General features: G+C 69.9%; 20 protein-coding genes, 1 tRNA gene and 1 pseudogene. 15 read left to right on the top strand and 7 right to left on the bottom strand.

Going from position 1 to position 20,590, the window contains the following annotated elements:
* Nucleotides 1-25: 25 nt before the first annotated feature.
* From KVA01_RS00180 to KVA01_RS00170, 3 genes are read left to right on the top strand one after another with little or no spacing between them, the layout of a single operon-like run.
* Nucleotides 26-295: a DUF6112 family protein gene (locus KVA01_RS00180; protein ID WP_094429400.1), complete on the top strand. Its 270-nt coding sequence runs from the start codon at nt 26-28 to the stop codon at nt 293-295.
* 36 nt (nt 296-331) lie between these two features.
* A complete protein-coding gene (locus KVA01_RS00175; protein ID WP_141268405.1) occupies nt 332-1,675 on the top strand; it encodes a conjugal transfer protein TrbL in 1,344 nt (447 codons plus the stop codon).
* A gap of 3 nt (nt 1,676-1,678) precedes the next feature.
* Nucleotides 1,679-3,145 carry an SCO6880 family protein gene (locus KVA01_RS00170; protein ID WP_141268403.1) on the top strand — a complete coding sequence of 489 codons (1,467 nt, stop codon included), beginning with the start codon at nt 1,679-1,681 and terminating at the stop codon, nt 3,143-3,145.
* 3 nt (nt 3,146-3,148) lie between these two features.
* Here the strand turns inward: KVA01_RS00170 and KVA01_RS00165 are convergent, their stop codons facing one another.
* Nucleotides 3,149-4,210, bottom strand: a complete 1,062-nt coding sequence (locus tag KVA01_RS00165; protein WP_141268401.1) for a CHAT domain-containing protein — start codon at nt 4,208-4,210, stop codon at nt 3,149-3,151.
* Nucleotides 4,211-4,314: 104 nt separating this feature from the next.
* Here KVA01_RS00165 and KVA01_RS00160 point away from each other — a divergent pair, with 104 nt between their 5' ends.
* From KVA01_RS00160 to KVA01_RS13185, 8 genes and pseudogenes are all read left to right on the top strand, one after another.
* Nucleotides 4,315-5,079: a hypothetical protein gene (locus tag KVA01_RS00160; RefSeq protein ID WP_141268399.1), complete on the top strand. Its 765-nt coding sequence runs from the start codon at nt 4,315-4,317 to the stop codon at nt 5,077-5,079.
* Complete coding sequence (locus KVA01_RS00155; protein WP_141268397.1) at nt 5,076-6,563, top strand: putative type IV secretion/conjugal transfer ATPase; 1,488 nt, start codon at nt 5,076-5,078, stop codon at nt 6,561-6,563. The genes KVA01_RS00160 and KVA01_RS00155 overlap by 4 nt, the downstream gene beginning before the upstream one ends.
* Nucleotides 6,564-6,663: 100 nt before the next feature.
* Nucleotides 6,664-7,134 carry a hypothetical protein gene (locus tag KVA01_RS00150; protein WP_233438711.1) on the top strand — a complete coding sequence of 157 codons (471 nt, stop codon included), beginning with the start codon at nt 6,664-6,666 and terminating at the stop codon, nt 7,132-7,134.
* The gene (locus KVA01_RS00145) at nt 7,131-8,921 is read left to right on the top strand and encodes a type IV secretory system conjugative DNA transfer family protein (protein WP_371858557.1); all 1,791 of its coding nucleotides are present in this window, start codon (nt 7,131-7,133) and stop codon (nt 8,919-8,921) included. Before KVA01_RS00150 ends, KVA01_RS00145 begins: the two co-directional genes overlap by 4 nt.
* A gap of 87 nt (nt 8,922-9,008) precedes the next feature.
* A complete protein-coding gene (locus KVA01_RS00140; protein WP_141268393.1) occupies nt 9,009-9,488 on the top strand; it encodes a single-stranded DNA-binding protein in 480 nt (159 codons plus the stop codon).
* A 15-nt stretch (nt 9,489-9,503) separates the two neighbouring features.
* On the top strand, nt 9,504-10,097 hold the full coding sequence (locus KVA01_RS00135; protein WP_218023588.1) for a hypothetical protein: 594 nt from the start codon (nt 9,504-9,506) through the stop codon (nt 10,095-10,097).
* Between the two features lie 13 nt (nt 10,098-10,110).
* Nucleotides 10,111-10,308, top strand: a complete 198-nt coding sequence (locus KVA01_RS00130; RefSeq protein ID WP_218023591.1) for a hypothetical protein — start codon at nt 10,111-10,113, stop codon at nt 10,306-10,308.
* A 164-nt stretch (nt 10,309-10,472) separates the two neighbouring features.
* Nucleotides 10,473-11,315, top strand: a pseudogene (locus KVA01_RS13185) (recombinase family protein); the annotation flags it as partial.
* 354 nt (nt 11,316-11,669) lie between these two features.
* On the opposite strand, the gene KVA01_RS00120 reads toward KVA01_RS13185, so the two are convergent.
* Together KVA01_RS00120 and KVA01_RS00115 are read right to left on the bottom strand one after the other, a co-directional pair.
* Nucleotides 11,670-12,092, bottom strand: coding sequence for a hypothetical protein (locus tag KVA01_RS00120; protein ID WP_141268388.1), 423 nt, complete (start codon nt 12,090-12,092; stop codon nt 11,670-11,672).
* A gap of 22 nt (nt 12,093-12,114) precedes the next feature.
* Nucleotides 12,115-12,187, bottom strand: a tRNA-Ala gene (locus KVA01_RS00115).
* 122 nt (nt 12,188-12,309) lie between these two features.
* On the opposite strand from KVA01_RS00115, the gene KVA01_RS00110 reads away from it, so the two are divergent.
* Nucleotides 12,310-13,359 (top strand): LysR substrate-binding domain-containing protein, encoded by a 1,050-nt coding sequence (locus KVA01_RS00110; RefSeq protein ID WP_141268386.1) that lies wholly within the window; start codon nt 12,310-12,312, stop codon nt 13,357-13,359.
* Between the two features lie 106 nt (nt 13,360-13,465).
* On the opposite strand, the gene KVA01_RS00105 is transcribed toward KVA01_RS00110, so the two are convergent.
* Together KVA01_RS00105 and corA are read right to left on the bottom strand one after the other, a co-directional pair.
* Nucleotides 13,466-14,545 (bottom strand): mechanosensitive ion channel family protein, encoded by a 1,080-nt coding sequence (locus KVA01_RS00105; RefSeq protein ID WP_141268384.1) that lies wholly within the window; start codon nt 14,543-14,545, stop codon nt 13,466-13,468.
* 35 nt (nt 14,546-14,580) lie between these two features.
* Nucleotides 14,581-15,696, bottom strand: a complete 1,116-nt coding sequence (gene corA, locus KVA01_RS00100) for a magnesium/cobalt transporter CorA (RefSeq protein WP_141268382.1) — start codon at nt 15,694-15,696, stop codon at nt 14,581-14,583.
* Between the two features lie 134 nt (nt 15,697-15,830).
* Here corA and KVA01_RS00095 point away from each other — a divergent pair, with 134 nt between their 5' ends.
* The 3 genes from KVA01_RS00095 (at nt 15,831) to KVA01_RS00085 (ending at nt 18,677) form a co-directional block, all read left to right on the top strand.
* Complete coding sequence (locus KVA01_RS00095) at nt 15,831-16,355, top strand: NUDIX hydrolase (protein ID WP_141268380.1); 525 nt, start codon at nt 15,831-15,833, stop codon at nt 16,353-16,355.
* A complete protein-coding gene (locus tag KVA01_RS00090; RefSeq protein WP_068466924.1) occupies nt 16,352-17,380 on the top strand; it encodes a glycine betaine ABC transporter substrate-binding protein in 1,029 nt (342 codons plus the stop codon). The genes KVA01_RS00095 and KVA01_RS00090 overlap by 4 nt, the downstream gene beginning before the upstream one ends.
* A gap of 79 nt (nt 17,381-17,459) precedes the next feature.
* Entirely contained in the window at nt 17,460-18,677 is a 1,218-nt protein-coding gene (locus KVA01_RS00085; protein ID WP_068466926.1) for a pyridoxal phosphate-dependent aminotransferase, read from the top strand.
* 114 nt (nt 18,678-18,791) lie between these two features.
* Here KVA01_RS00085 and KVA01_RS00080 read toward each other — a convergent pair whose 3' ends face one another.
* Both KVA01_RS00080 and xseA read right to left on the bottom strand, forming a co-directional pair.
* Nucleotides 18,792-19,085 carry an exodeoxyribonuclease VII small subunit gene (locus KVA01_RS00080; RefSeq protein WP_141268378.1) on the bottom strand — a complete coding sequence of 98 codons (294 nt, stop codon included), beginning with the start codon at nt 19,083-19,085 and terminating at the stop codon, nt 18,792-18,794.
* Between the two features lie 150 nt (nt 19,086-19,235).
* Entirely contained in the window at nt 19,236-20,549 is a 1,314-nt protein-coding gene (xseA, locus tag KVA01_RS00075) for an exodeoxyribonuclease VII large subunit (protein ID WP_068466930.1), read from the bottom strand.
* Nucleotides 20,550-20,590: the final 41 nt, after the last annotated feature.

Genomic DNA, 20,590 nt, shown 5'->3' with positions numbered 1-20,590 from the left:
TCCGTCTTCTGAAAGGGCATTCATCGTGATTGACATCGACCCCAACTCCTCCGGACTTCCGGGCATCGAGCAGCTGCGCACGATCGTCGGCGCCGTGATGACCGTCGGCCTCATCCTGTCCGTCCTCGCCCTGATCATCTCCGCGATCATCTGGGCCTACGGCTCCAACTCCTCGAACCCGCACCTTGCGGGGAAGGGGAAGACCGGCCTGCTGATCTCCTGCGGCGCAGCGATCATCTGCGGCGGATCGGTCGCGCTCATCAACTTCTTCTGGGGCGTCGGCCAGCAGGTCTGACCTCATCCCTTCTGCGTGTGAAAGGAGGGGTTCGCCGTGAGCGTGTGCGACATCCCCGTCATCTCCAACGTGTGCGATGCGGTCGGCGAGGGCACCGCGTCCCTGATCGCTGCTCCGTTCGACTGGCTCGCCTCCTCGATGGCCGGGGCGGCGGCCTGGCTGATGGAGACCATGTGGACCGTCTTCGACACCACCACCCTGGTCGACCTCACCCAGCCAGGGTTCGTGTCCGTCTACAACCTGCTGTTCGGGATCGCCCTGTTCATCGTGGCGATCTTCTTCTTCCTCCAGCTCATCACCGGGATGATCCACCGCGACCCGACCGCCCTCTCCCGCGCCGCGCTCGGGGCGGGAAAGTCGATCCTCGGATCGTTCGTGGTCATCACGCTGACGACGGTGCTGCTGGAGATCGTCGACCAGCTCTGCATCGGCCTCATCCAAGCCGCCGGCGAGACCACCGAGTCGATGGGCAACCAACTCCTACTCCTCAGCCAGGCACTGGCCGGGCTGAACATCGCCTCCCCAGGGGTCGGTGCGATCGTCTCGATCTTCCTCGCCGGTCTCATGATCGCCGCCATCGGCATCGTCTGGTTCAGCCTGTTGATCCGGAAGGCCTTGATCCTCGTCACCGTCGTCCTCGCCCCGCTCGCCCTCTCCGGCGCCTCTTGGGATGTCACGAAGGGATGGATCGGGAAATGGGCGACGTTCCTGATCGCGCTCATCGTCTCCAAGCTCGTCCTGGTTGTCGTGTTCCTGGTGGCGATTACGCAGGTCGCGACACCGATCGACTCGGGTCTGACCGCCGTGACCGAACCCATCGCCGGCATCGTCCTCCTCGGCATTGCGGCGTTTGCGCCGTACATGGTCTACCGGCTGATCAGCTTCATCGGCTTCGACCTCTACAACTCGATGGGTGCCGAGCAGGACGCGAAGAGCGCGATGAACCGGCCCCTCCCGATCCCCAATAAGCCCAGCGGCGACGGCCCCCGGAAGATCCTCGACAGCGGCAGCGGCGATGAGGGCTCCAGCGGCGGAGATGGCGGTGGTGGGACACCGCCGACCACGCCACCGCCCGCGGGGACCGAGGCCGCCGGCGCGGAGGCGGGTACCGAGGCCGCCGCCGGGGCGGGTCCCGCCGCCCCGGTCGTGGCCGGCGCGGTCGTCGTCAAAGAAGCCGCCGAAGCCGGTCCGGAGGCAGGTAACGAGGTCGGGCAGCAGGCCGATGCTGCCGCCAGCGGCGCACAGAACACCGGCAACACCACCCCCGGCGACAGCAACCCCGGTGATGGAGGTTCGGGTGGGGCGCTGCCTCCGCCGTCGCCGCCGGTGCCGAACACCCCGCCCGATCCGAACCCGGCCCCGCCTACCGGGAAGGAGTAGTTCATGTCTCGCACGGACACGACGAAGACCGGGGGCGAGCTGGTCCCGGTGAAGTTCTCCCGGCTCACCCGCCGCGGCCTCATCCTGGGCCTGTCCCTGTCGCAGATGATCGCCCTCGGCATCGGCGGCGTCTCTCTGGTCGGGGCGCTCTACGCCGGCGGCGGCATCCTCGTCCTCTACTCCGCACCCATCTGGCTGCTCGCCATCACCCTCGTCTGGGTGAGGATCGGCGGGCGAGCACTGATCGAATGGCTCCCCGTCTGCTCGTGGTGGCTGTGGCGCACCACCGGCGGGCAGCTCCTCTACCGGCGACGAATCGTCGCCCCCAGACCAGCGGGCACGCTCGCCCTGCCCGGCGACCTGGCCCGGCTCCGCGAGTACGCGGACCCGGAGACCGGGGCGGGCATGATCCACGACCCGACCGGAAACACGCTCACTGTCGCCGTCGGGGTCACGCATCCGGCGTTCGTGCTCCTGGACCCGTCGGAGCAGAACCGCCGCGTCACCGCCTGGGGGCGGGTGCTCGCCACGATCTGCCGCTCCGGACGGATCTCCGCGCTCCAGGTGTTGGAGCGGACGCTGCCGGATTCCGGGCAGGGGCTGGCGGAGTGGTGGGCCGAGCACGGCACCCATGACGGCTCCTGGGCCTCGACCACCTACGCCGAGCTCATCGAGCGGGCCGGCCCCGCCGGCGAACGCCACGCCACCACGCTCAGCCTGAGCCTGGATATGCGGGCGGCGGCCCGGCAGATCCGCACCGCCGGCGGCGGCCTGAAAGGCGCGGCGAACGTGCTCCGGCAGGAGATGGCGACCCTGCTCGCCGCGCTCCGGGCCGCAGACCTGACCCCGTCGGGGTGGCTGTCCACGGGTGAGATCGCGGTGATGCTGCGCACGGCCTACGACCCCGCGATCGGCCCCACCCTGGAACGCCACGGCCAGCTCGGGCAGGACCTCGCAACCGCCGGCCCCGTCGCGGTAACCGAGACGTGGGATCGGCTGCGCACCGACTCCGGCCACCACGCCGTCCTCTGGATCAGCGAGTGGCCGCGGTCGATGGTGTATCCGGGGTTCCTCGCCCCGGTCGCCCTGTCGACGGGGATTCAGCGGTCGATCTCGCTGATCTGCACCCCGCTGCGCACCGACCAGGCCGTGCGCGACATCCGCAAGAAGAAGGTCGAGCACATCTCCGACCAGGCGCAACGACGGCGGATCGGGCAAATCCAGGACGCCTCCCAGACCGCCGAGTACGAAGACGTGCTCCGCCAAGAAGTCGACCTCACCGCCGGCCACGGCGTCCTCCGGTACACCGGCCTGATCGCGGTCACCGCGCCGACGGTGGAGGAGCTGGATACGGCGGTCGCCGCGATCGAGCAGGCCGCGATCCAGGCCTCCTGCGAAACCCGGCTGCTGGTCGGTCAGCAGGCCGTCGCGTTCACCGCCGCCGCCCTGCCGCTCGCCCGTCGTATCTGACGATCAGGCGGCGGGCTTCACGAGGATCGCGGTGGCGGGGTCGACGTCCGCGGCAGAAGCGAGGGTGGGCAGTTCAGCACCGTCGAGTCCGGCCATCTCCAGTGCGACTTGTCCGGCCAGATGTGCTGAGCGGACCGATTGTCCGTTCGCGATCGAGGCATAGAACTGGGCTGCGTAGTTGATCGCGTCACCGTCGGCGATGCTGTCGGCCATGCCGATCGCGAACGGCACAACATCCTCCACGAGCTTGTCGATCTGACCAGCGGACTTGCAGGCGTTGAGGAGCACCAGCAGCGGCGGGTCGTCGGTCGCCGCGATGGCCCGAGCGAAAGCACGAGCAGGGACGCGGTGTCCCTCATGCGGATCGTCATTCTCGTACTCGAAGACGATCAAGTCTTCGTTGCTGTGGCCGGAGAAGTGCACGACGTGCGGGCGGAACTTCGTGATGCCATCCAGCAGATCACTGGCCGTCGCGGCGGGACGCACATCGAGCTCGATCAGATCCCGGTGCAAGGCGGACTCGACCGCAGCACGGATGCGCTTCTGCTCCCGTCCGACGCGCAGGTCGCCCTCTGAGGATGCTCCCAGCAGCAGGACGCGGAGCTTTTCAGGCTTGGGCGCCCGCAGTTCCCGCAGGGCTTCTCCGACGCTGTGCTCGGTGCGGCTGAATCGAGCGTCGGTCTCGGCGCGCTCGGCTGCCGCACGCCGTTCAGCGGCGGCCTGCTCTCGTTTGCGCTTCTGCTCGGCCGCGACAGCTTCCGAGCGTTCGGCCTTCGCCAACTTGGCTTGGATGTCAGCTTCCTGCTTCGCATATCCGGATGCCTTGGTCTGCCATCTGTTCGCCTCGCTCCCAGCGGAGGCAGCTTCCTTGTCGCGCTGACTGGCTCGGCTCAGCTTCGTCTTGGCCGTCGTGGCGCTGCTGGTCTTCGCAGCCTCTTGACGAGCTTTGGCGGCCTCGGCGCGCTTCTTCGACTCCTTGTTCCGGTACTCGCCGGCCTTCTTCTCCGCGTCCACGCGCTGCTTCCGCTTGCGCTCCAACTCGCCCCGGTACTGCTGTGATCCCAACTCGGTTCCTCTCGATCTGCCTGCGAGATAACGGTAACCGGCACCACTGACACCGAGAGTCCGCGAGCACCTGGCCTTCGTCACGACGATCACGGAGGTCCACCATGCCCACGTTCAACGACCCTGCCGCCGATGCCCGCGAAGCCTCTGAGGCGATCCGCGGGCTCGCCCACGCCACCCAGCGCATCGAGAACCCCGAGGTGCTGTATCCGGTGATCGGCGAACTCATGGCGACCACACGGAACCTGTCTCAGGTGCTCGACCAGCTCGCCCGCGCCCAGCAGCAGCACACCGGACGAGCGATGACCGATTCCGGTGACCGGGAGGCGGGCAGCCAGCTCACCTTCGAAGCCGCCGCCGCGCTGCACGAGGCGGCGGCGCACATCGGGCAGGCCGACACGGTACTCGACCGGGCGACGAACCGGGCCGGGCAGATCGCCTGGCGACCCGACGAGCCGCAGCACCGGTGGGTGAGCGTCGTGTTCCTCCAAGGGAGTGAGGCGGAGCCGGTGATGGAGATCATCGACCGGCAGGGTCCGGATGCCGCGATCGCATACCTCGCCGCCTTCGACTACGGCGAGGAGACGGTGAGCGCTGCGCTGGAGAACGGGTACGTCTACGAGACCGCCCCGCAGACTCCCGCGGATCGGCTCGTCACCGACGGCGACTACGCCCTCACCTACAGCCCCGACCTGAACTACGTCGGCCTGTCCCGCCGCATCGACACCCCCGAACCCGAGCCGGTCAATGACACCGCCGTGGGGCGGGGTGCGGGGCAGCATCGCGGGGCAGAGCGCCCAGATGGCTCGTCGTGGTTCCTGCCGGATGCGATCGTGGAGGTCGCCGACTCGCGAGGGCTGTACCTGTGACCCGGCAGCCGGAGGCCGAGCGCCTGCACACCGCCGTCCTCGTCGCCCCGTCGAAAGAACGCCGCCGCCTGCGCACACAGCGCCGGCAGGCCGCCGCCCGGCTCCTCGCCGAACAACGCCAACGCGAGCTGGCCGAAGCGAAAGCGAAGAAGACGGCGGACCGGGCGGAGCGGAAGGCGACCCGGTATCTGCCCGCCGCCGGCGAACCCGGCCCCGCCGCGCTCAGGTCACCGGGCCGGTTCCGGTTGCCGCGGCATCAGGACACCTCCGCCATGTTGGCTGGTGCGTATCCGTTCCTCGCCGAAGGCGGCCTCGGCTCCCAAGGCGTATTCATCGGCCAAGACCTCTACTCCGGCGGCAGCTTCGTCTACGACCCATGGGTGCTGTACGCGAACGGGATCATCACCGCCCCAAACATTGTGGTGGCCGGCATCGTCGGCAGCGGGAAATCATCGCTCGCGAAAGCCCTCTACACCCGCTCGCTGGGGTTCGGGCGGCGCGTCTACATCCCCGGCGACCCGAAAGGCGAGCACACGGCGGTCGCGGAGGCGGTCGGGGGTCGGGCGATCAAGCTCGGCCACGGCCTCTCGACCCGGTTGAACCCGCTCGATGAGGGGTACCGGCCGGCCGGGATGAGTGACCAGCAGTGGACCGCGACGGTCATCTCCCGACGCCGCGACCTCATCGGCGCCCTCACGGAGACGGTGCTGGCGCGGCCGATGTCGCCGTTGGAGCACACCGCGATCGACACGGCGCTGGCGGTGACGATGCGGGACAACGACGTGCCGATCCTGCCGATGGTCGTCGACCACCTCCTCGACCCCGCCGACGACCCCGACGGCCGCCTCCGGGAGGACGGTCGCATGGTCGGGCATGCGCTGCGTCGTCTAGTGCACGGCGACCTCGCCGGTCTCTTCGACGGCCCGTCGACGGAGGTGTTCGATCCGTCGTTGCCGATGATCTCCCTCGACCTGTCCCAGGTCACCGAGAACTCCACGCTGATCTCGGCGCTGATGACGTGTTCGTCGGCGTGGATGGAAGCGGCGCTCCTGGACCCGGCCGGTGGGCAGCGCTGGTGCATCTACGACGAGGCCTGGCGGCTGATGTCCCAGCCGGCGTTGTTGCGGCGGATGGATGCGCACTGGCGGCTCGCGCGGGCGTACGGGATCGCGAACGCGATGATCTTCCACAAGATCAGCGATCTCGACAATGTGGGCGATCAGGGATCGGCCATGCGCGGCCTCGCCAACTCGCTTCTCGCGAATGCGGAGACGCGGGTGATCTACCGGCAGGAATCCGATCAGCTCGGCCCCACCTCCGCAGCTCTCGGGTTGACGGGCACTGAGCAGGGGCTACTGCCGACGCTCGGGGTCGGGCAGGGTCTGTGGAAGATCAAGGGCTCCTCCTACGTGGTCCAGCACCAGCTCCATCCCGCCGAAAATCGGCTCTTCGACACCAGCTCGCGCGCCGCCGCGCGCACATAGGCCGGGGTCGGGTGGTGCACCTGGCGGCATGAGACACGCCCCTGCTTCTGCCGCTGTTCCTTCGTCTGTTCCGGTGTCGGTGCCGCATCTCGTGCTCGACGTGCACGACGACGGCACCCTCACCGCCACCCTCGACACCCGCCCCGTCGACCCGCCCGACGGGGCGGGCGCGTGGCGGCGGGCCATGTTCGCGCAGATCATCGACCACGCCACGGGCGACCGGACCATCGCCGTCAGGGTGACCGTCCACGAGAGCGACGGCACCACGTTCACCGACATCCTTCCCGCCGCGAAACGCCCCGCCCCGGCCCCCGAGCCCGAGGAGAAGTCCGAGCCGCGGCGGGCGGTGAAGCGCCAGCGGGCGGCTGATCCGATCTCCGTGGACGGCGGCGACGGGTTCATCGCCGGGGAAGACGTCGCCGTCGCCCTCATCACCGCACACACCGACGCGACCCCGGACGGGTGCGCACGCGCCCTGCTCGACCCGGCGCTCGTCGCGGCGGCGAAGGCGGGCGAGGTGGTGCTGGTCGGGCGGGTCTCCGGCACGATCGCCGTCAGGAGCCTGTCGTGATCGGGCCGCAGGGCCGCCCCGGCGGCAGCGGGCAGATGGGCGACGAGCTCACCAACCTGATCCTCATCGCCGTCGGCGGCCTCCTCGGCGTCGCGTTCGTCCTCCGCGCCGCCGGTAGCGTGGCGGCGTTCCTCAGCGGCACCCCGCAACCCACCGCCGGAGCGGCCGGCGGGGTCGCGGTGTTCTTCAACCCGGGTGATCCCGGCGGGCAGCTCGGCGCCGACGGCCTGAACCCCTTCGTCTACTGGGTGATCGCCCTCCTCATGCTCGGCGCTCTCGTCACGGCCGGGTTCTGGGCGTGGGGTCTGATCCGTCGCACAATGCGTCAGGCCGCACTGGATCCGCACCGGCAGGAGGGCACCGCCACCCGCCACGAGATCGCCCAGACCGCCTCCACCAAAGCGTTGATGCGCCGCGCCAGCACCCTGCGCCCCACACTCGACAGCCCCGTACCCCGGGATGTCGGTTACCGGCTCGGCACCGCGCACCGGCACGAGGTCTGGGCCTCCATCGAGGACTCGATCCTCCTCGTCGGCGCACCGAGAAGCGGCAAGGGCCTGTTCCTCGTGATCCCGGCGATCCTCGACGCCCCCGGCGCGGTGGTCACGACCAGCACGCGTCCCGATAACGTCACCGCCTGCCTGCGCGCGAGGAAGCGCATCGGCCCGGTGGCGGTGTTCGATCCACAGCACCTCGCCGAAGGACTGCCCGCCGGGCTCCGCTGGTCGCCGATCCGGGGGTGCGAGTCGCCGCAGACCGCGATGATCCGCGCCGCCGGCCTCGCCTCGGCCACCGGACTGTCCGCGGGTGGCGTCGAAGGCGGCGACTTCTGGGAAGGGAAAACCCGTGCCGCGCTCCAAGCGCTGCTGCACGCCGCCGCCCTGGACCGGCGCACCCCGACTGAGCTGTTCCGGTGGACGCTCGACCCCACGAGCGCGGCGGATGCGGTCGCGATCCTCACCAACCATCCGGACGCGGCGACCGGGTGGGCGGACTCGCTCGCGTCGATGATCGACGCCGACCCCCGCACCCGCGACTCCATCTGGCAAGGCGTCTCCCTCTCACTCGCAGCCCTCGCTGACCCGCGAGTGCTCGACGCCGTCTCCCCGGGAGAGGGCGAGGAGTTCGATCCGGAAGCGTTCATCCGACAGCGGGGCACCCTGTTTCTCCTCGCCACCGGCGCCGGAGCCGGGAACAGTGCCGCCCTGGTGGCGGCGCTGGTGGAGGATCTGGTCGAGACCGCCCGCCGCCTCGCCGCCCGCTCCACAGGCGCCCGCCTCGACCCACCGATGCTCCTCGCCCTGGACGAGATCGGCAACCTCGCCCCGCTGCCGAGCCTGCCGACGTTGATGGCCGAGGGCGGCGGAACCGGGATCACGACGCTCGCGGTGTTGCAGTCGCTCGCGCAGGCGCGGGACAAGTGGAACGAGCACCAGGCCGGAGCGATCTGGGACGCCTCGATCGTGAAGATCCTCCTCGGAGGAGCCTCCAACAGCCGCGACCTCCAAGACCTCTCCACACTGATCGGGGAACGCGACGAGCTGACAGACTCGACCACGGTCGGCGACTACGGCTCCCGCTCCAACCAACGCTCCGTCCGCCGGGTCGCGATCCTCCCCCCGGACCGGATCAGGACCCTCCCGTTCGGCACCGCCGTCACCCTGCTCCGCTCGGCGCCACCGATCATCACCGACCTGCGCGCCTGGCCCAACCGCCCCGACGGCGCCCAGCTCAAAGCCGACCGGGCCGAGGTCGAACGCCTCCTCCACGACGCCCACTGGGACTGACCCGGTGGACGGGAGGGCGAGTGCACCTGCCTGCCGCAGCGGCCCCGACGAGTGGTGGCCGCCTGAGCAGACCGTCAGGAGCACACGATGAACGAGCAGCCACGCGACCCGGACCCGGAGCTGGACACGGCCTTCTATGGGTTCGTCGCTTCCGATCCGCAGCCGTCAGGCAGCGAGGGCAAGAAACGTCTGTATTTCAAGGCCGGGCAGGAGCACTACGACTTCGCAGCCGATGGGTCCCGGATCAAGCTCCCCACGACCTTCCACGATGTGGTGGCGTTCCGAGGCGCTGCCGAGAGCGGCGAAGTGAAGCTCGCCAAGGGCGACTGGTTCCTCGCGATCGGTCGCACGCAGACAAGCACGAACCCCAAAACCGGCGTCGAATCGACGGAGTTCATCGCAAGCCGGTTCGGACACGACCTCGCCCGCATGAACACCGAGGTCGGCACCCCGCGTCGCCGCTCCCAGATGGAGTCCCCGGACCGTCAACGACCGGCGCGGCAGGTCGCGTTCGAGCCGCCCGTGCAGGACCAGCCCGACTATGAGCAGCCCGCACGGGCCATGTGAGAGGGGCGAAGCATGATGAACGACGACGCCACGCTCCCACCCGACGACATGGGCTCCGAACCCGAGGAATGGGAGGAGGAGGACTTCGGGCGGCTCGACCCTGACGATGACATCCCGGGGCCGCCTCGTCCGGTGAACTGGAACCTGCTGCTCTCTCACGACCTGGAACAGGAATGGCTCGCCCTCAACCGGTGGGTCGAATGGCTGAGGCGAACCTACGCGCTGCCCGCGTCGGTGATCCCGCCCTACTGGCACCGCCACCCCGAGCTCCAATGGGAGCTGTCCGCTCTGCACCTGCACTGGCTCGGCGCCTACGACCCCGAACAGAACGCCTCCGCCGCGATCGGCTGGCACCGCGACTTCACCGCCGCCCGCCAGCGCCTCCGCGACTGGGTCGCCGCCTCCGGCACCCGCCTGGACCGCGACCGGCCCTCCCGACAGACCGCCTGGCCCGGCGAACCACCCGCCCCGCCGGTCGAGGACACCCCGATCACCGACCGCCGCGCGGACTTCGTGGCGTTCGTGATCGCGCAGGTCGCCCGCCGCAAGGCCGCCGAAGACGCCGTCTTCGCCCGCCTCGATGATGCCGCGCGCTCAGACGATGGGTAGGTGACGAGCGGTGGTGCGGAATTATCAACGCAAGACCCAGCGGCCCTCCGCGGACCGGAACCTGCGCGTCACCTTCACCCGGCGCGAGCAGATCGACGTGGAGAAGGTCGCCGAAGTCCTCATCCGCGTCGCCCTGCGAGAAGCCGGCACCGGCACGAAGGCCGGGCAGGCCGGCACCCGACTCCGGGCGCTGCTGAGCAGCGAGCGGTAGAATCCCTGGTACGTAGTACGTCCATCAGGGCGCTACCGGCTTACCCTTTGTTGCCCGAACCCGTCGCGGTTCGGCAGGCCTCCCCATCTGTGTCGTGACAGCCCGACGGCGCCCGCACCCATCCCTTCTGGGAATGGGTGAGCGCCCGAAAGGCAGTCACGACCATGACGCTCCTCGACCTTCCTGCCGGCCTCGACCTCAGCGCCCTGCGTTCCCTCGCCGGCCCCGCGACCCAGGCCCTCGACGTCACCCTTCCCGATGGGAAAGTGCCGGCGATCTCCTACCTGCGGGTCTCCACCAAGGACCAAGCCACCCGCAACGGCCTCGAAGAAGGCCTGTCCATCCCCGCGCAGCGCGAGGCCGCCGCCCGCAAGGCCGACCAGCTCGGTGCGGTCATCGTCGCGGAGTTCATCGAGCCCGGCGAGTCCGGCAAGACCGCCCGCCGCAAAGCCCTCCAGGAGATGCTGGACTACCTCGCCGAGCATCCCGTCCGGTACTGCATCATCAACAAGGTCGACCGGATCGCCCGAAACCGGCTCGATGACGCGATCATCCACGCCACACTCCGCCAAGCCGGGGTCACGCTCGTCTCGGTGATGGAGAACATCGACGAGACGCCCTCCGGGATGCTCATGCACGGCATCATGGCCTCGATCGCGGAGTTCTACTCCCTGAACCTCGCCCAAGAGGTCACCAAGGGGCTCGTGCAGAAAGCGTCCATCGGCTACCTCAACGTCCGCCTCACCGATGCGAACGGGCACGAAGTGCGCGACGTGCAGCTCGATCCCGACCGGGCCGACCTGATCCGGTTCGCGTTCACCGCCTACGCCACCGGCGACTGGTCCGTATCGAAGCTCTCCCGGGAGCTGGAGACCCGCGGCCTTGTCACCCGGCCCACGCCGACGTTCCCCGCGAAGCCGGTCACGACCACGGGGCTGCACAAGATCCTCACGAACCCCTACTACCAGGGCATCGTCACGTTCCGCGAGGTCACCTACCCCGGCACCCATCAGCCACTCGTGACCCCGGAGACGTTCGAACAGGTACAGACGATCCTCCAGCAGAACCACGTCACCGGCGACAAGCCGCAGAAGTACGACCACTACCTCAAAGGCTCGATCTACTGCGGCTGCGGGAAGAAGCTCATGTTCGAACGGCCCCGCAACCACCAGGGCGTCGCCTACGACTACTTCACCTGCACCGGCCGCCGGTTCAAGCGCAACGACTGCCAGCGCACCGCCGCCCTCGTCCACCGCGTCGAGCAGAGCATCGAGACCCGCTACCAGCACGTCTCCGTCACCGAGGACGAGGCCGGACAGATCCAGGCCGTCCTCGGGCAGGTGTTCGACGCCCTCGCCGAGTCAACCAGCGATGAACGGACCCTCCTTGCCGGGCAGAAGGTCAAGCTCGAAGCCGAACAGGTCAAGCTCCTCCAAGCCCACTACGCCGACGCGATCCCCATCGACCTCCTCAAAACCGAACAGGACCGCATCCGCGCGAGCCTCCACGCCATCACCGGCCGGCTCGACACCCTCACATCGACCTACGACAACGCGAAGGTCGGGCTCGACGCGATCCTCGGCCTGCTCACCGACATCGGCGACGTTTACGCGAAGGCCGAACCCGCCGAACGGCGGATGCTCAACCGGGCACTGTTCGACCGCATCACCATCGATGACGACGACCAAGCCGCCCTCGAACCGGCCCAGACGATCGCGACGATCCTCGCCGCCATCCCCAGGCCACACAACGAAAGAACCTTGCCTCGCGATCAGGCGGGGCAAGGTTCGAACGTTCAACTTTACGTGGAGCTTAGGGGAATCGAACCCCTGACCTTTTCATTGCGAACGAAACGCTCTACCAACTGAGCTAAAGCCCCGAACAACAGGAAACACTCTAGCCCGCCCGGCGGTTTTTCGCACATCCTTCTCGCTGAGCCCCTGCGTGGCGACCGCGCAGCCCGTGTGCGGGTCGCTGCGGCGCGGCATCTACAGTGGGGGGATGACCGCCGCGGAACCCACATCGCCCCTGTCCGAGCCCGCCCCGGAGAGTGCGGCGCCGGACGACGTGACCGCTCCTGAGGACACCGCGCCCGAGGTCACGACGCCCGCGGCAGCGGGGGAGGACGAGCAGGAAGCGGACGGAACGCCCGCGGAGGACAGCCTGACCATCGGCTACGTCCCCGGTGTGATGCCCGGCAAGTGGTTCGGACGCTGGCGTGAGCGCCGCATGAAGCCCGTGCTGCGCGACGCCCTGGTCCCGGCGGCCGGCTGGCGCGAGGCCCTGGACGGCGGCGAGGTCACGGCGTGCTTCGTGCGCCTGGGCTGGGACCCGGCGGGCCCGTCCCTCGAGTCCTTGCGCACGACCCACCACGCCGTTCCCCTCTACGACGAGCTGCGCGTTGCCGTGCTGAGCACCGACGACGTCCTGGGCGTCCTGGACACCCTCACCCTCGCGCAGCTCACCGAGGAGGCCACGCCGCAGGCCCACGCGGACATCGACGACGCCGCCATGGCCGTGGAGCTCGCAGCCGCCGGTGTGGGGCCGGTGGTCCTGCCGATGTCCGTGGCCCGGCTGCACGCCCGCAAGGACGTCACCACCCGCGAGATCACCGACGCCCCGACCGTTCCGGTCGCCCTGGTGTGGCCGCGCGGCTTGGAGGACGCCGTCGAGGACGCCGTGCAGCGCTTCGTGGGTGTCGTGCGTGGCCGCAAGGAGTCCAGCGGCCGGGGCAGCGGCGCGGATTCTCGTGGCAACGACGCCGCGGCGTCTCGTCAGGGCGAGGCCACAGTTTCGCGCCGAGATGGATCCGGGCGGACCGCCAAGAACGGGGACCGGACGCGCGCCGGGAGACCGGAGCGGGCGTCGTCGTCGTCCGAGATTGCGAACGGAACCGGAACCGGAGCCGCGCCGGCGGAGGCGACCGCCGCGACCCCGAAGGGCAAGGGCCAGTCCAGCGGCTGGGCGAAGGCCGGCGCGAGCACGAAGCCCGGGCTGCGCCGCAAGCCGGGGCGCAAGGTCAAGAACGGGCGCGCCAAGAAGCGGCGCTGAGCACGTCCTGCTCGGACGTACCCACCCGACACGTTTCACCCCGTGCGAGACGGGCCCGCCCGCATCCCGCAGGGATTCTGCCCGCCCAGCCTCGGATGTCAGGCGCTCAGCCGTCCCCGCGGCGCTCCGAGGAGGTGGTGCCCTCGCCGCCGGTCTCGTCGCGGCTGGGCGTGCGTCCGTCCGGGGTGTGGCTGTCCTCGTCGCCCACGAACGGGCGGACCGGGGTGGTGCGCAGGTTGCCCGTGGTGGGCACGCGCGGCATGGGGAAGGACGTGGTGGGGGCGTCGCCCTGCAGCTCCGGCTCGGACCCCGTGCGGACGGTGACCTGGTTGGTCAGCGGGATCCGCAGGCCCTCGCGGTCGAGCATCTTCTTGATCCGCACGCGCATCACGCGCGCGACGTCCCACTGCTGCAGCGGGGCGGTCTTCACCGCGAGCCGCAGGGTGACGTTCTCGCCGGTCACGCTCTCCACACCCCAGACCTCGGGGTCCTCCACGATGCTGGGGCCGATGTCCGGATCGTCGCGCACCATCTGCGCCTCGTGGGCGATCATGTCCGCGATGAGGTCGATGTTCGTGTCGTAGGGCACGGGGATGTCCAGCACGCAGCGGGCCCAGCCCTGGGACTGGTTGCCCACGCGCAGGATCTCCCCGTTGCGCACGTGCCACAGGGTGCCCTTGACGTCGCGCACCTGGGTCACGCGGAGCCCCACGTTCTCCACGGTGCCGATCGCCTCGCCCAGGTCCACGGAGTCGCCGATGCCCAGCTGGTCCTCCGCGACGATGAACACGCCGGAGAGGTAGTCCTTCACGAGCGACTGCGCCCCGAAGGACAGCGCCACACCCGCGATCCCGGCGGAGGCGAGCACCGGTCCGATGTTGAAGCCGAGCTCCGAGATGATCATGAGGATGGCGATGGCCCAGACTACGAGCGAGCAGACCGAGGAGAGCACCGCACCGATCGTGCGCGCCCGCAGGGACTGCCGCTCGGAGGCGAGCCCGGAGTCCTGCACCCAGCGCGCCTGCCCGTGGTCGAAGCGCTTGACGATACGCGACTGAGTGCCGCGGGCGATCCCGCGCGTGACCTTGCGGATGACCAGGCGCACGACGGCGGAGACCACCACCGCGCCCACGATCACCATGAGCACGCGCAGGGGTTTGTCGAGCCAGAATTCGAGGTTGTCCATCCCCGTCAGGCTAACCGCCCGGGGTGGGAGCCCGCTCAGAGCCAGTTCTTGATCTTGAACACCACGTAGAGCACCACGCCCACGAGCACCATGAGCACGAGCGCCATGGGGTAGCCCAGGGCCCAGTCCAGCTCGGGCATGTTCTTGAAGTTCATGCCGTAGATGGAACCCACGATGGACGGCGCGAAGAGGATGGCCGCCCAGGAGGAGATCTTCTTCATCTGCTCGTTCTGCACCATGGCGGCCTCGTTCTGGCGGGCTGTGGTGAGGGTCGAGTCCAGGCTCATGGCGTCCCCCAGGGAGGAGCGCATGGACTCCAGCTTGCCGGTCACCTGGATCACGTGGTCGAGCACGTCCCGCAGGCGGTGCTGCAGCTCCTCGTCCGTGCGGTACTTGCTGAACCCGGCGAAGAACCGGCGCATCACCTCGCTCAGGGGTGCCACGCCGCGGTGGAAGTCGCTGATCTCGCGCCCCAGCTCGTAGATGCGCTGGGAGACGTTGGACTGCCCGGCGAACAGGGCGTCCCCGATCTCGTCGATGTCGTTCTCCAGGCCGCTGAGCACGGGGAAGTAGTCGTCCACGATCTGGTCGAGCAGCGCGTAGAGGATGCCGTCCGGGCCCGTGCGCAGCAGGTCCGGGTCCGCCTCGACCCGCTTGCGCACCTTGCTCACGCCGCTGGACTCGGAGTGGCGGATGGTGATGACGAAGTTCGGGCCGGTGAAGATGTGGATCTCCCCGATCTCCACGGTCTCGGTCTCGTCCTGGTAGACCGCCGGGCGGATCACGGTGAACAGCGTGTGCCCGTAGCGCTCCATCTTGGGCCGCTGGTGGGCCTGGACGGTGTCCTCCACGGCCAGCTCGTGGAGCTGGAAGTGCTCGGCGAGCGAGGCGATCTCCTCCCGGGAGGGCCGGTAGAGGCTGATCCACGCGACCACGGTGTCCTCCGCGGGGCGCGGGGCGACGACGCCGCCCTCGGCGCCCGGGTGCGAGGCGTCGTCGTCCGCGGCGGGGGCCGCGGCGGGGGCCGCCTGGTCGGAGGCGCGCTGCGCGTCGTCCAGCACGGACTGCAGCAGCCGGTAGGTGTCCTCGAGGGACCCGGGGGACTCGACCCTGCGGCCGTCACGGTAAATGGCGTTCTCCACGATGCTCATCCGCCCATTATGGGTCCCCGCTCAGACGCGCTGGCGCGGGCCCGGAACCGGGCAGGAGTGTGCGGCACGGCGAAAGCCCGCAGCCTCTGCGCGTTGCCCGGCGGGCACCGGGGCCCGTCAGTAGACTGGCGGCCATGACTCAGCCCTTCGACTCCCGCGTGGGCGCGTACGCCCTGATCATCCGTGACGAGCAGCTGCTGCTCACGCACTGGAACCCCCGCCACCCCGGATTCGAGGGGGCCTGGACGCTGCCCGGCGGCGGCATGGAACCGGGCGAGCAGCCCGAGCAGACCATGGTCCGGGAGGTCTTCGAGGAGACCGGGTTCCACGTGGACTCGGACGGGCTGGTGAACGTCCACAGCTACTGGATGAGCCCCGAGCAGCGCCTGGACGGGCAGCAGCGCGGCAACCACGCGTGCCGGGTGATCTACCGGGCGCACATCACCGGCGGGGAGCTCGCGGTGGAGGAGAACGGCTCCTCGGACGACGTCGCCTGGATCCCGCTCACGCAGATCGGCCGGACCAAGCGGCTGGATCTCGTGGACCAGGCCCTGCGTCTTGCCGGTCTGGCGGGGCAGGTCGAGGGCGCGCCGACCCCGCCGGAGACCGTGGCCGAGCAGGACGTGTCCACCGAGCCCGGGCGCGGCGGCGAGCGGTGAACCGGCGGCTGCGGGCCACGGCTGCGGCCGCCGCGGGAGCGCTCGTCCTGGGCGGCTGCGGACAGGCGCAGGAGCAGGATGCACCGGACCCGGCGGCGTCGTCCTCCGGTGGCACCGTGAAGATCGCCACGGGCGTCGACACCCAGACCCGCGTGCTCGCCCACCTCTACCAGCAGCGCCTCGCCGCGGACGGCGTGGCCGCCAGTGTGGTGGACGTGGGCTCCTCGCGCGCGGAGATCATGGACGCCCTGCAGGACGGGCGCGCCACGATGGTCCCGGACTTCAGCGGCGACCTCTACGTCTACGCGCGTCAGCACGAGACGCCGGCCTCTCCGCAGCCCAGCGCGAGCTCGTCCGCAACCGCGGCCCCCAGTGGGACCTCGGACACGCCCCGCGGCCTGCTCGACTCCCTGGGCCAGTTCCTGGGGATCACCGGCGAGACCGGGCCCTCGGACGACGACGTCTACCGCGCCCTGCCGGACGTGCTACCGCGCGGCGTCGAGCTGCTCGACTCCTCCGGTGCCCAGCGCACGGACCGCGTGGTGGTGACCACGGTGACCGGCGCCAAGTATTCGCTCGGGGACATGAACACCCTGGGCAAGCACTGCGGGGCGATGAGCGTGGGAGTGCCCACGGGCTACGCGTCGAGCGCCCAGGGCTCGCCGGGTCTCAAGGCCTACTACGACTGCACGCCCAAGTCCGTCCCCGAGTACGGCAGCACGGACGAGCTCGTGAACGCGTTGCTGGCGGACAAGGTGCAGGCGGCGGTGCTGCACTCCACGGAACCGGTGATCGAGGACGACGGCCTCGTCACCCTGGACGACCCGGACCACCTCTTCCGCCCTGAACGCGTGGTGGCCATTGCCGCGGACTCCCTGTCCGACGACGCCGTGTCGAAGGTCAACGCGGTGTCCGCGGACCTGACCTCCGCCGACCTCACCACCATCACGCGCCTGGCCGGGGGAAAGACCCCCGCCATGACCCCGGAGCGCACGGCCACCTACCTGCGCGAGCAGCCGCGCTGAGGACGGGGTGCGTCCCCACTCCTGCGGCGGGGCCCCGTTGCTCAGCGGATGCCGGGAGACCCGCGAGTAGTCTGGGCCCATGGCAAAGGTGAACCAGTCCGACAAACTGCAGAACGTCCTCTACGACATCCGCGGGCCCGTCCTGGAGCAGGCGGAGAAGATGGAGGCAGCCGGTCAGCGCATCCTGCGCCTGAACATCGGCAACCCCGCACCCTTCGGGTTCGAGGCACCGGACGCCATCCTCGTGGACATGATCAAGAACCTGCCCAACGCGCAGGGCTACTCGGACTCCCGGGGCATCTACTCCGCGCGCACCGCGGTGGTGCAGTACTACCAGACGCGCGGGATCATGAACCTGGACACGGACGACGTCTACCTGGGTAACGGCGTCTCCGAGCTGATCACCATGACCCTGCAGGCGCTGTGCAACCCGGGGGACGAGGTCCTCATCCCGTCCCCGGACTACCCGCTGTGGACCGCATCGGTGGCGCTGTCCGGCGGCACGCCCGTGCACTACCTGTGCGACGAGGAGAACGGGTGGAACCCGGACCTCGAGGACATGGCCTCCAAGATCACGGAGCGCACCAAGGGCATCGTGGTCATCAACCCGAACAACCCCACGGGTGCCGTCTACTCGCGCGAGACCCTGCAGAAGATCGTGGACCTCGCCAAGGAGCACGACCTCATCCTGTTCTCGGACGAGATCTACGAGAAGATCACGTACGACGGCGCGGAGATGATCAACACCGCCAGCCTCACGGGCGAGGACGTGCTCTGCCTGACCTTCTCGGGGCTCTCCAAGGCGTACCGCGTGGCCGGCTACCGCTCCGGGTGGCTCGCGATCACTGGCCCGAACTGGCGCGCGGAGTCCTACCTGGAGGGCATCAAGCTGCTCGCCAACATGCGCATGTGCGCGAACGTTCCCGCGCAGCACGCGATCCAGACGGCGCTGGGCGGATACCAGTCCATCAACGACCTCATCCTGCCGGGCGGGCGGCTCAAGGCGCAGCGGGACATCGCCTACCGGAAGCTCAACGAGATCGACGGCGTCACGTGCGAGCAGGCCTACGGCGCGCTCTACCTGTTCCCCAAGCTGGACGTGGAGAAGTTTGGCATCGTGGACGACGAGCGCTTCGCCCTGGACCTCCTCAAGGAGCAGAAGATCCTGCTGAGCCACGGCAGCGCCTTCAACTGGGGCAGGCCGGACCACTTCCGGCTGGTCACCCTGCCGGCCGTGGACATGCTGGACACGGCCCTGGACCGGCTCGGGGAGTTCCTCTCCACCTACCAGCAGTAGGGGTCGCCGCGCGCTCGCACTCCCGCGCTCGCACCGCGGCGCCGTGGAACGCCGCTGGGATTCGCGCGCCGCGGAACGCGGCGGCGCTCACGGGTCACGCGGCGTGCGTGCGCCTCAGTCCTGCGACGACGACGCCGCCTGCTCCCGGTCCTCACGACGGGCGCGGGCGGCGTCGAGCCGTTCCCGGGCGCCGTCGAGCCACTGCTCGCAGCGGGTGGCCAGGGCCTCGCCGCGCTCCCAGAGGGTCAAGGACTCCTCGAGGGTCGTGCCGCCGGCCTCGAGTCGGGACACGACGTCCACGAGCTGCTCACGGGCCTGCTCGTAGCCGAGGTGGTCCACGTCCGAGAGGTCCGGCCCGGTCGCGGGGGAGTTCTGCTGCGTGCCGCTGGTCTGGTCCTGCTGTGCCACGGTGTGTTCCTTTCGGTGGGGTTCTCGGGGGTCGGTTCTTGGTGCTGGTGCTGGTGCCGGTGCTCGGGGTGTGCGGTCGGGCTCAGCGTTCGGGGTCGGTGCTCGGGCTCAGGGCGCTGTGCCCTGTGCGCCGGGTTCGACGCCCCGGGCTCAGTGCTCGCCCGGCTGGCGAGTGCTGGTCCCGGTCACCTGGACGCCCAGCTCGCCGCGCGCGAGCCGGACGGCCAGCGCCTGGCCCGCGGCGGCGTCGTCCGCGTCCGTGAGGACGGAACCGTCCGCGGCCTGCACCACCGCGTAGCCGCGGTCCAGGGTCTGCTGCGGGGACAGGGCCCGCACGCGCGCCCGCATCTGGGACACGGCGTCCTGCGCGCGCAGTGTCTGGGAGTTCACGGCGGACCACGCCCGGGAGCGCCAGCGGTCCAGGTCCTCCTCGCGCACCAGGATCATGCCGTCCGGCTGGGACAGGGACGGGCGGGAGCGCATGGTGGCGAGGCCCTGCTGCTCCCGGTCGATCAGCGTGCTCACGGCGCGGTCCAGGGCGGCGCGCGCCTGCAGGATCCGCAGCCGCTCGTCCTGGACGTCCGGGACGATCCGCTTGCCGGCGTCCGTGGGGGTCGAAGCCCGCACGTCCGCCACGTGGTCCAGCAGGGGCTGGTCGTTCTCGTGGCCGATCGCGCTGACCACCGGGGTGCGGGCCGCGAAGACCGCGCGCAGCAGGGACTCCTCGCTGAACGAGAGCAGGTCCTCGAAGGCGCCGCCACCGCGGGCGATCACGATCACGTCCACCTCGGCCATGGCGTCGAGCTCCTCCAGCGCCCCGATGACGGCGCGTGCCGAGCCTGAGCCCTGGACGGGGACCTCACGGATCTCGAACTGCACGCCCGGCCAGCGGTTGGTGGCGTTGCGCACCACGTCCTTCTCGGCGTCCGAGTTGCGCCCGGTGATCAGGCCCACGCGGTGGGGCAGCACGGGCAGGGGCTTCTTGCGGGCGGGGTCGAACAGACCCTCGTCCGCGAGGGCGCGGCGCAGCCGTTCGAGGCGCTCCAGCAGGTCCCCCAGGCCCACGGGGCGGATGTCCCGGCCCAGCATGGAGAGCCGACCGGTCTTGACGTAGAAGTCCGCCTGGAGGTTCACGACCACGCGTGAACCCCGTTCGAGCGGGCGCTCCAGGCGGGCCATCTCCTTCTTGAAGAGGGTTACGCTCACGGACGCCTCCTCCTGGAGGTCGCGCAGCGTCACGTAGCAGACGCGGGCGCGCTCGTTGACCTCGATCACCTGCCCCTCGACCCACGCGTCCGGGGCCTTCTGGACCCAGCCGTGCAGAGCGTGCGAGAGCTTGCTCAGCGGCCAGGGATTCTCCGGGGAGGTGTCCCGGGCCAGCCGGGGCAGCTCAGCGGGCGGTTCCTGCTGCCCGGGGGCGCCGTGGGCGTGCGGCGCGGCGTCGTGGGGGAACGAGGTGTCCATGGTCCATGAGTATCACCCGCCGGGGACACGCACAGCGTGTT

Origin of the sequence: Kocuria varians (assembly GCF_006539885.1) — a bacterium.
In the GTDB taxonomy this organism is placed as follows: Bacteria; Actinomycetota; Actinomycetes; order Actinomycetales; family Micrococcaceae; genus Kocuria; species Kocuria varians.
This window is presented reverse-complemented; position numbering and strand designations above follow the sequence as displayed.

What these genes read in the sequence shown, in the direction of transcription:
- KVA01_RS00170 (WP_141268403.1), top strand. Translation starts at nt 1,679, where the DNA reads ATGTCTCGCACGGACACGACGAAGACCGGGGGCGAGCTGGTCCCGGTG.
- KVA01_RS00160 (WP_141268399.1), top strand. Translation starts at nt 4,315, where the DNA reads ATGCCCACGTTCAACGACCCTGCCGCCGATGCCCGCGAAGCCTCTGAG.
- KVA01_RS00140 (WP_141268393.1), top strand. Translation starts at nt 9,009, where the DNA reads ATGAACGAGCAGCCACGCGACCCGGACCCGGAGCTGGACACGGCCTTC.
- KVA01_RS00135 (WP_218023588.1), top strand. Translation starts at nt 9,504, where the DNA reads ATGAACGACGACGCCACGCTCCCACCCGACGACATGGGCTCCGAACCC.
- KVA01_RS00110 (WP_141268386.1), top strand. Translation starts at nt 12,310, where the DNA reads ATGACCGCCGCGGAACCCACATCGCCCCTGTCCGAGCCCGCCCCGGAG.
- KVA01_RS00105 (WP_141268384.1), bottom strand. Translation starts at nt 14,545, where the DNA reads ATGGACAACCTCGAATTCTGGCTCGACAAACCCCTGCGCGTGCTCATG.
- corA (WP_141268382.1), bottom strand. Translation starts at nt 15,696, where the DNA reads ATGAGCATCGTGGAGAACGCCATTTACCGTGACGGCCGCAGGGTCGAG.
- KVA01_RS00095 (WP_141268380.1), top strand. Translation starts at nt 15,831, where the DNA reads ATGACTCAGCCCTTCGACTCCCGCGTGGGCGCGTACGCCCTGATCATC.
- KVA01_RS00085 (WP_068466926.1), top strand. Translation starts at nt 17,460, where the DNA reads ATGGCAAAGGTGAACCAGTCCGACAAACTGCAGAACGTCCTCTACGAC.
- xseA (WP_068466930.1), bottom strand. Translation starts at nt 20,549, where the DNA reads ATGGACACCTCGTTCCCCCACGACGCCGCGCCGCACGCCCACGGCGCC.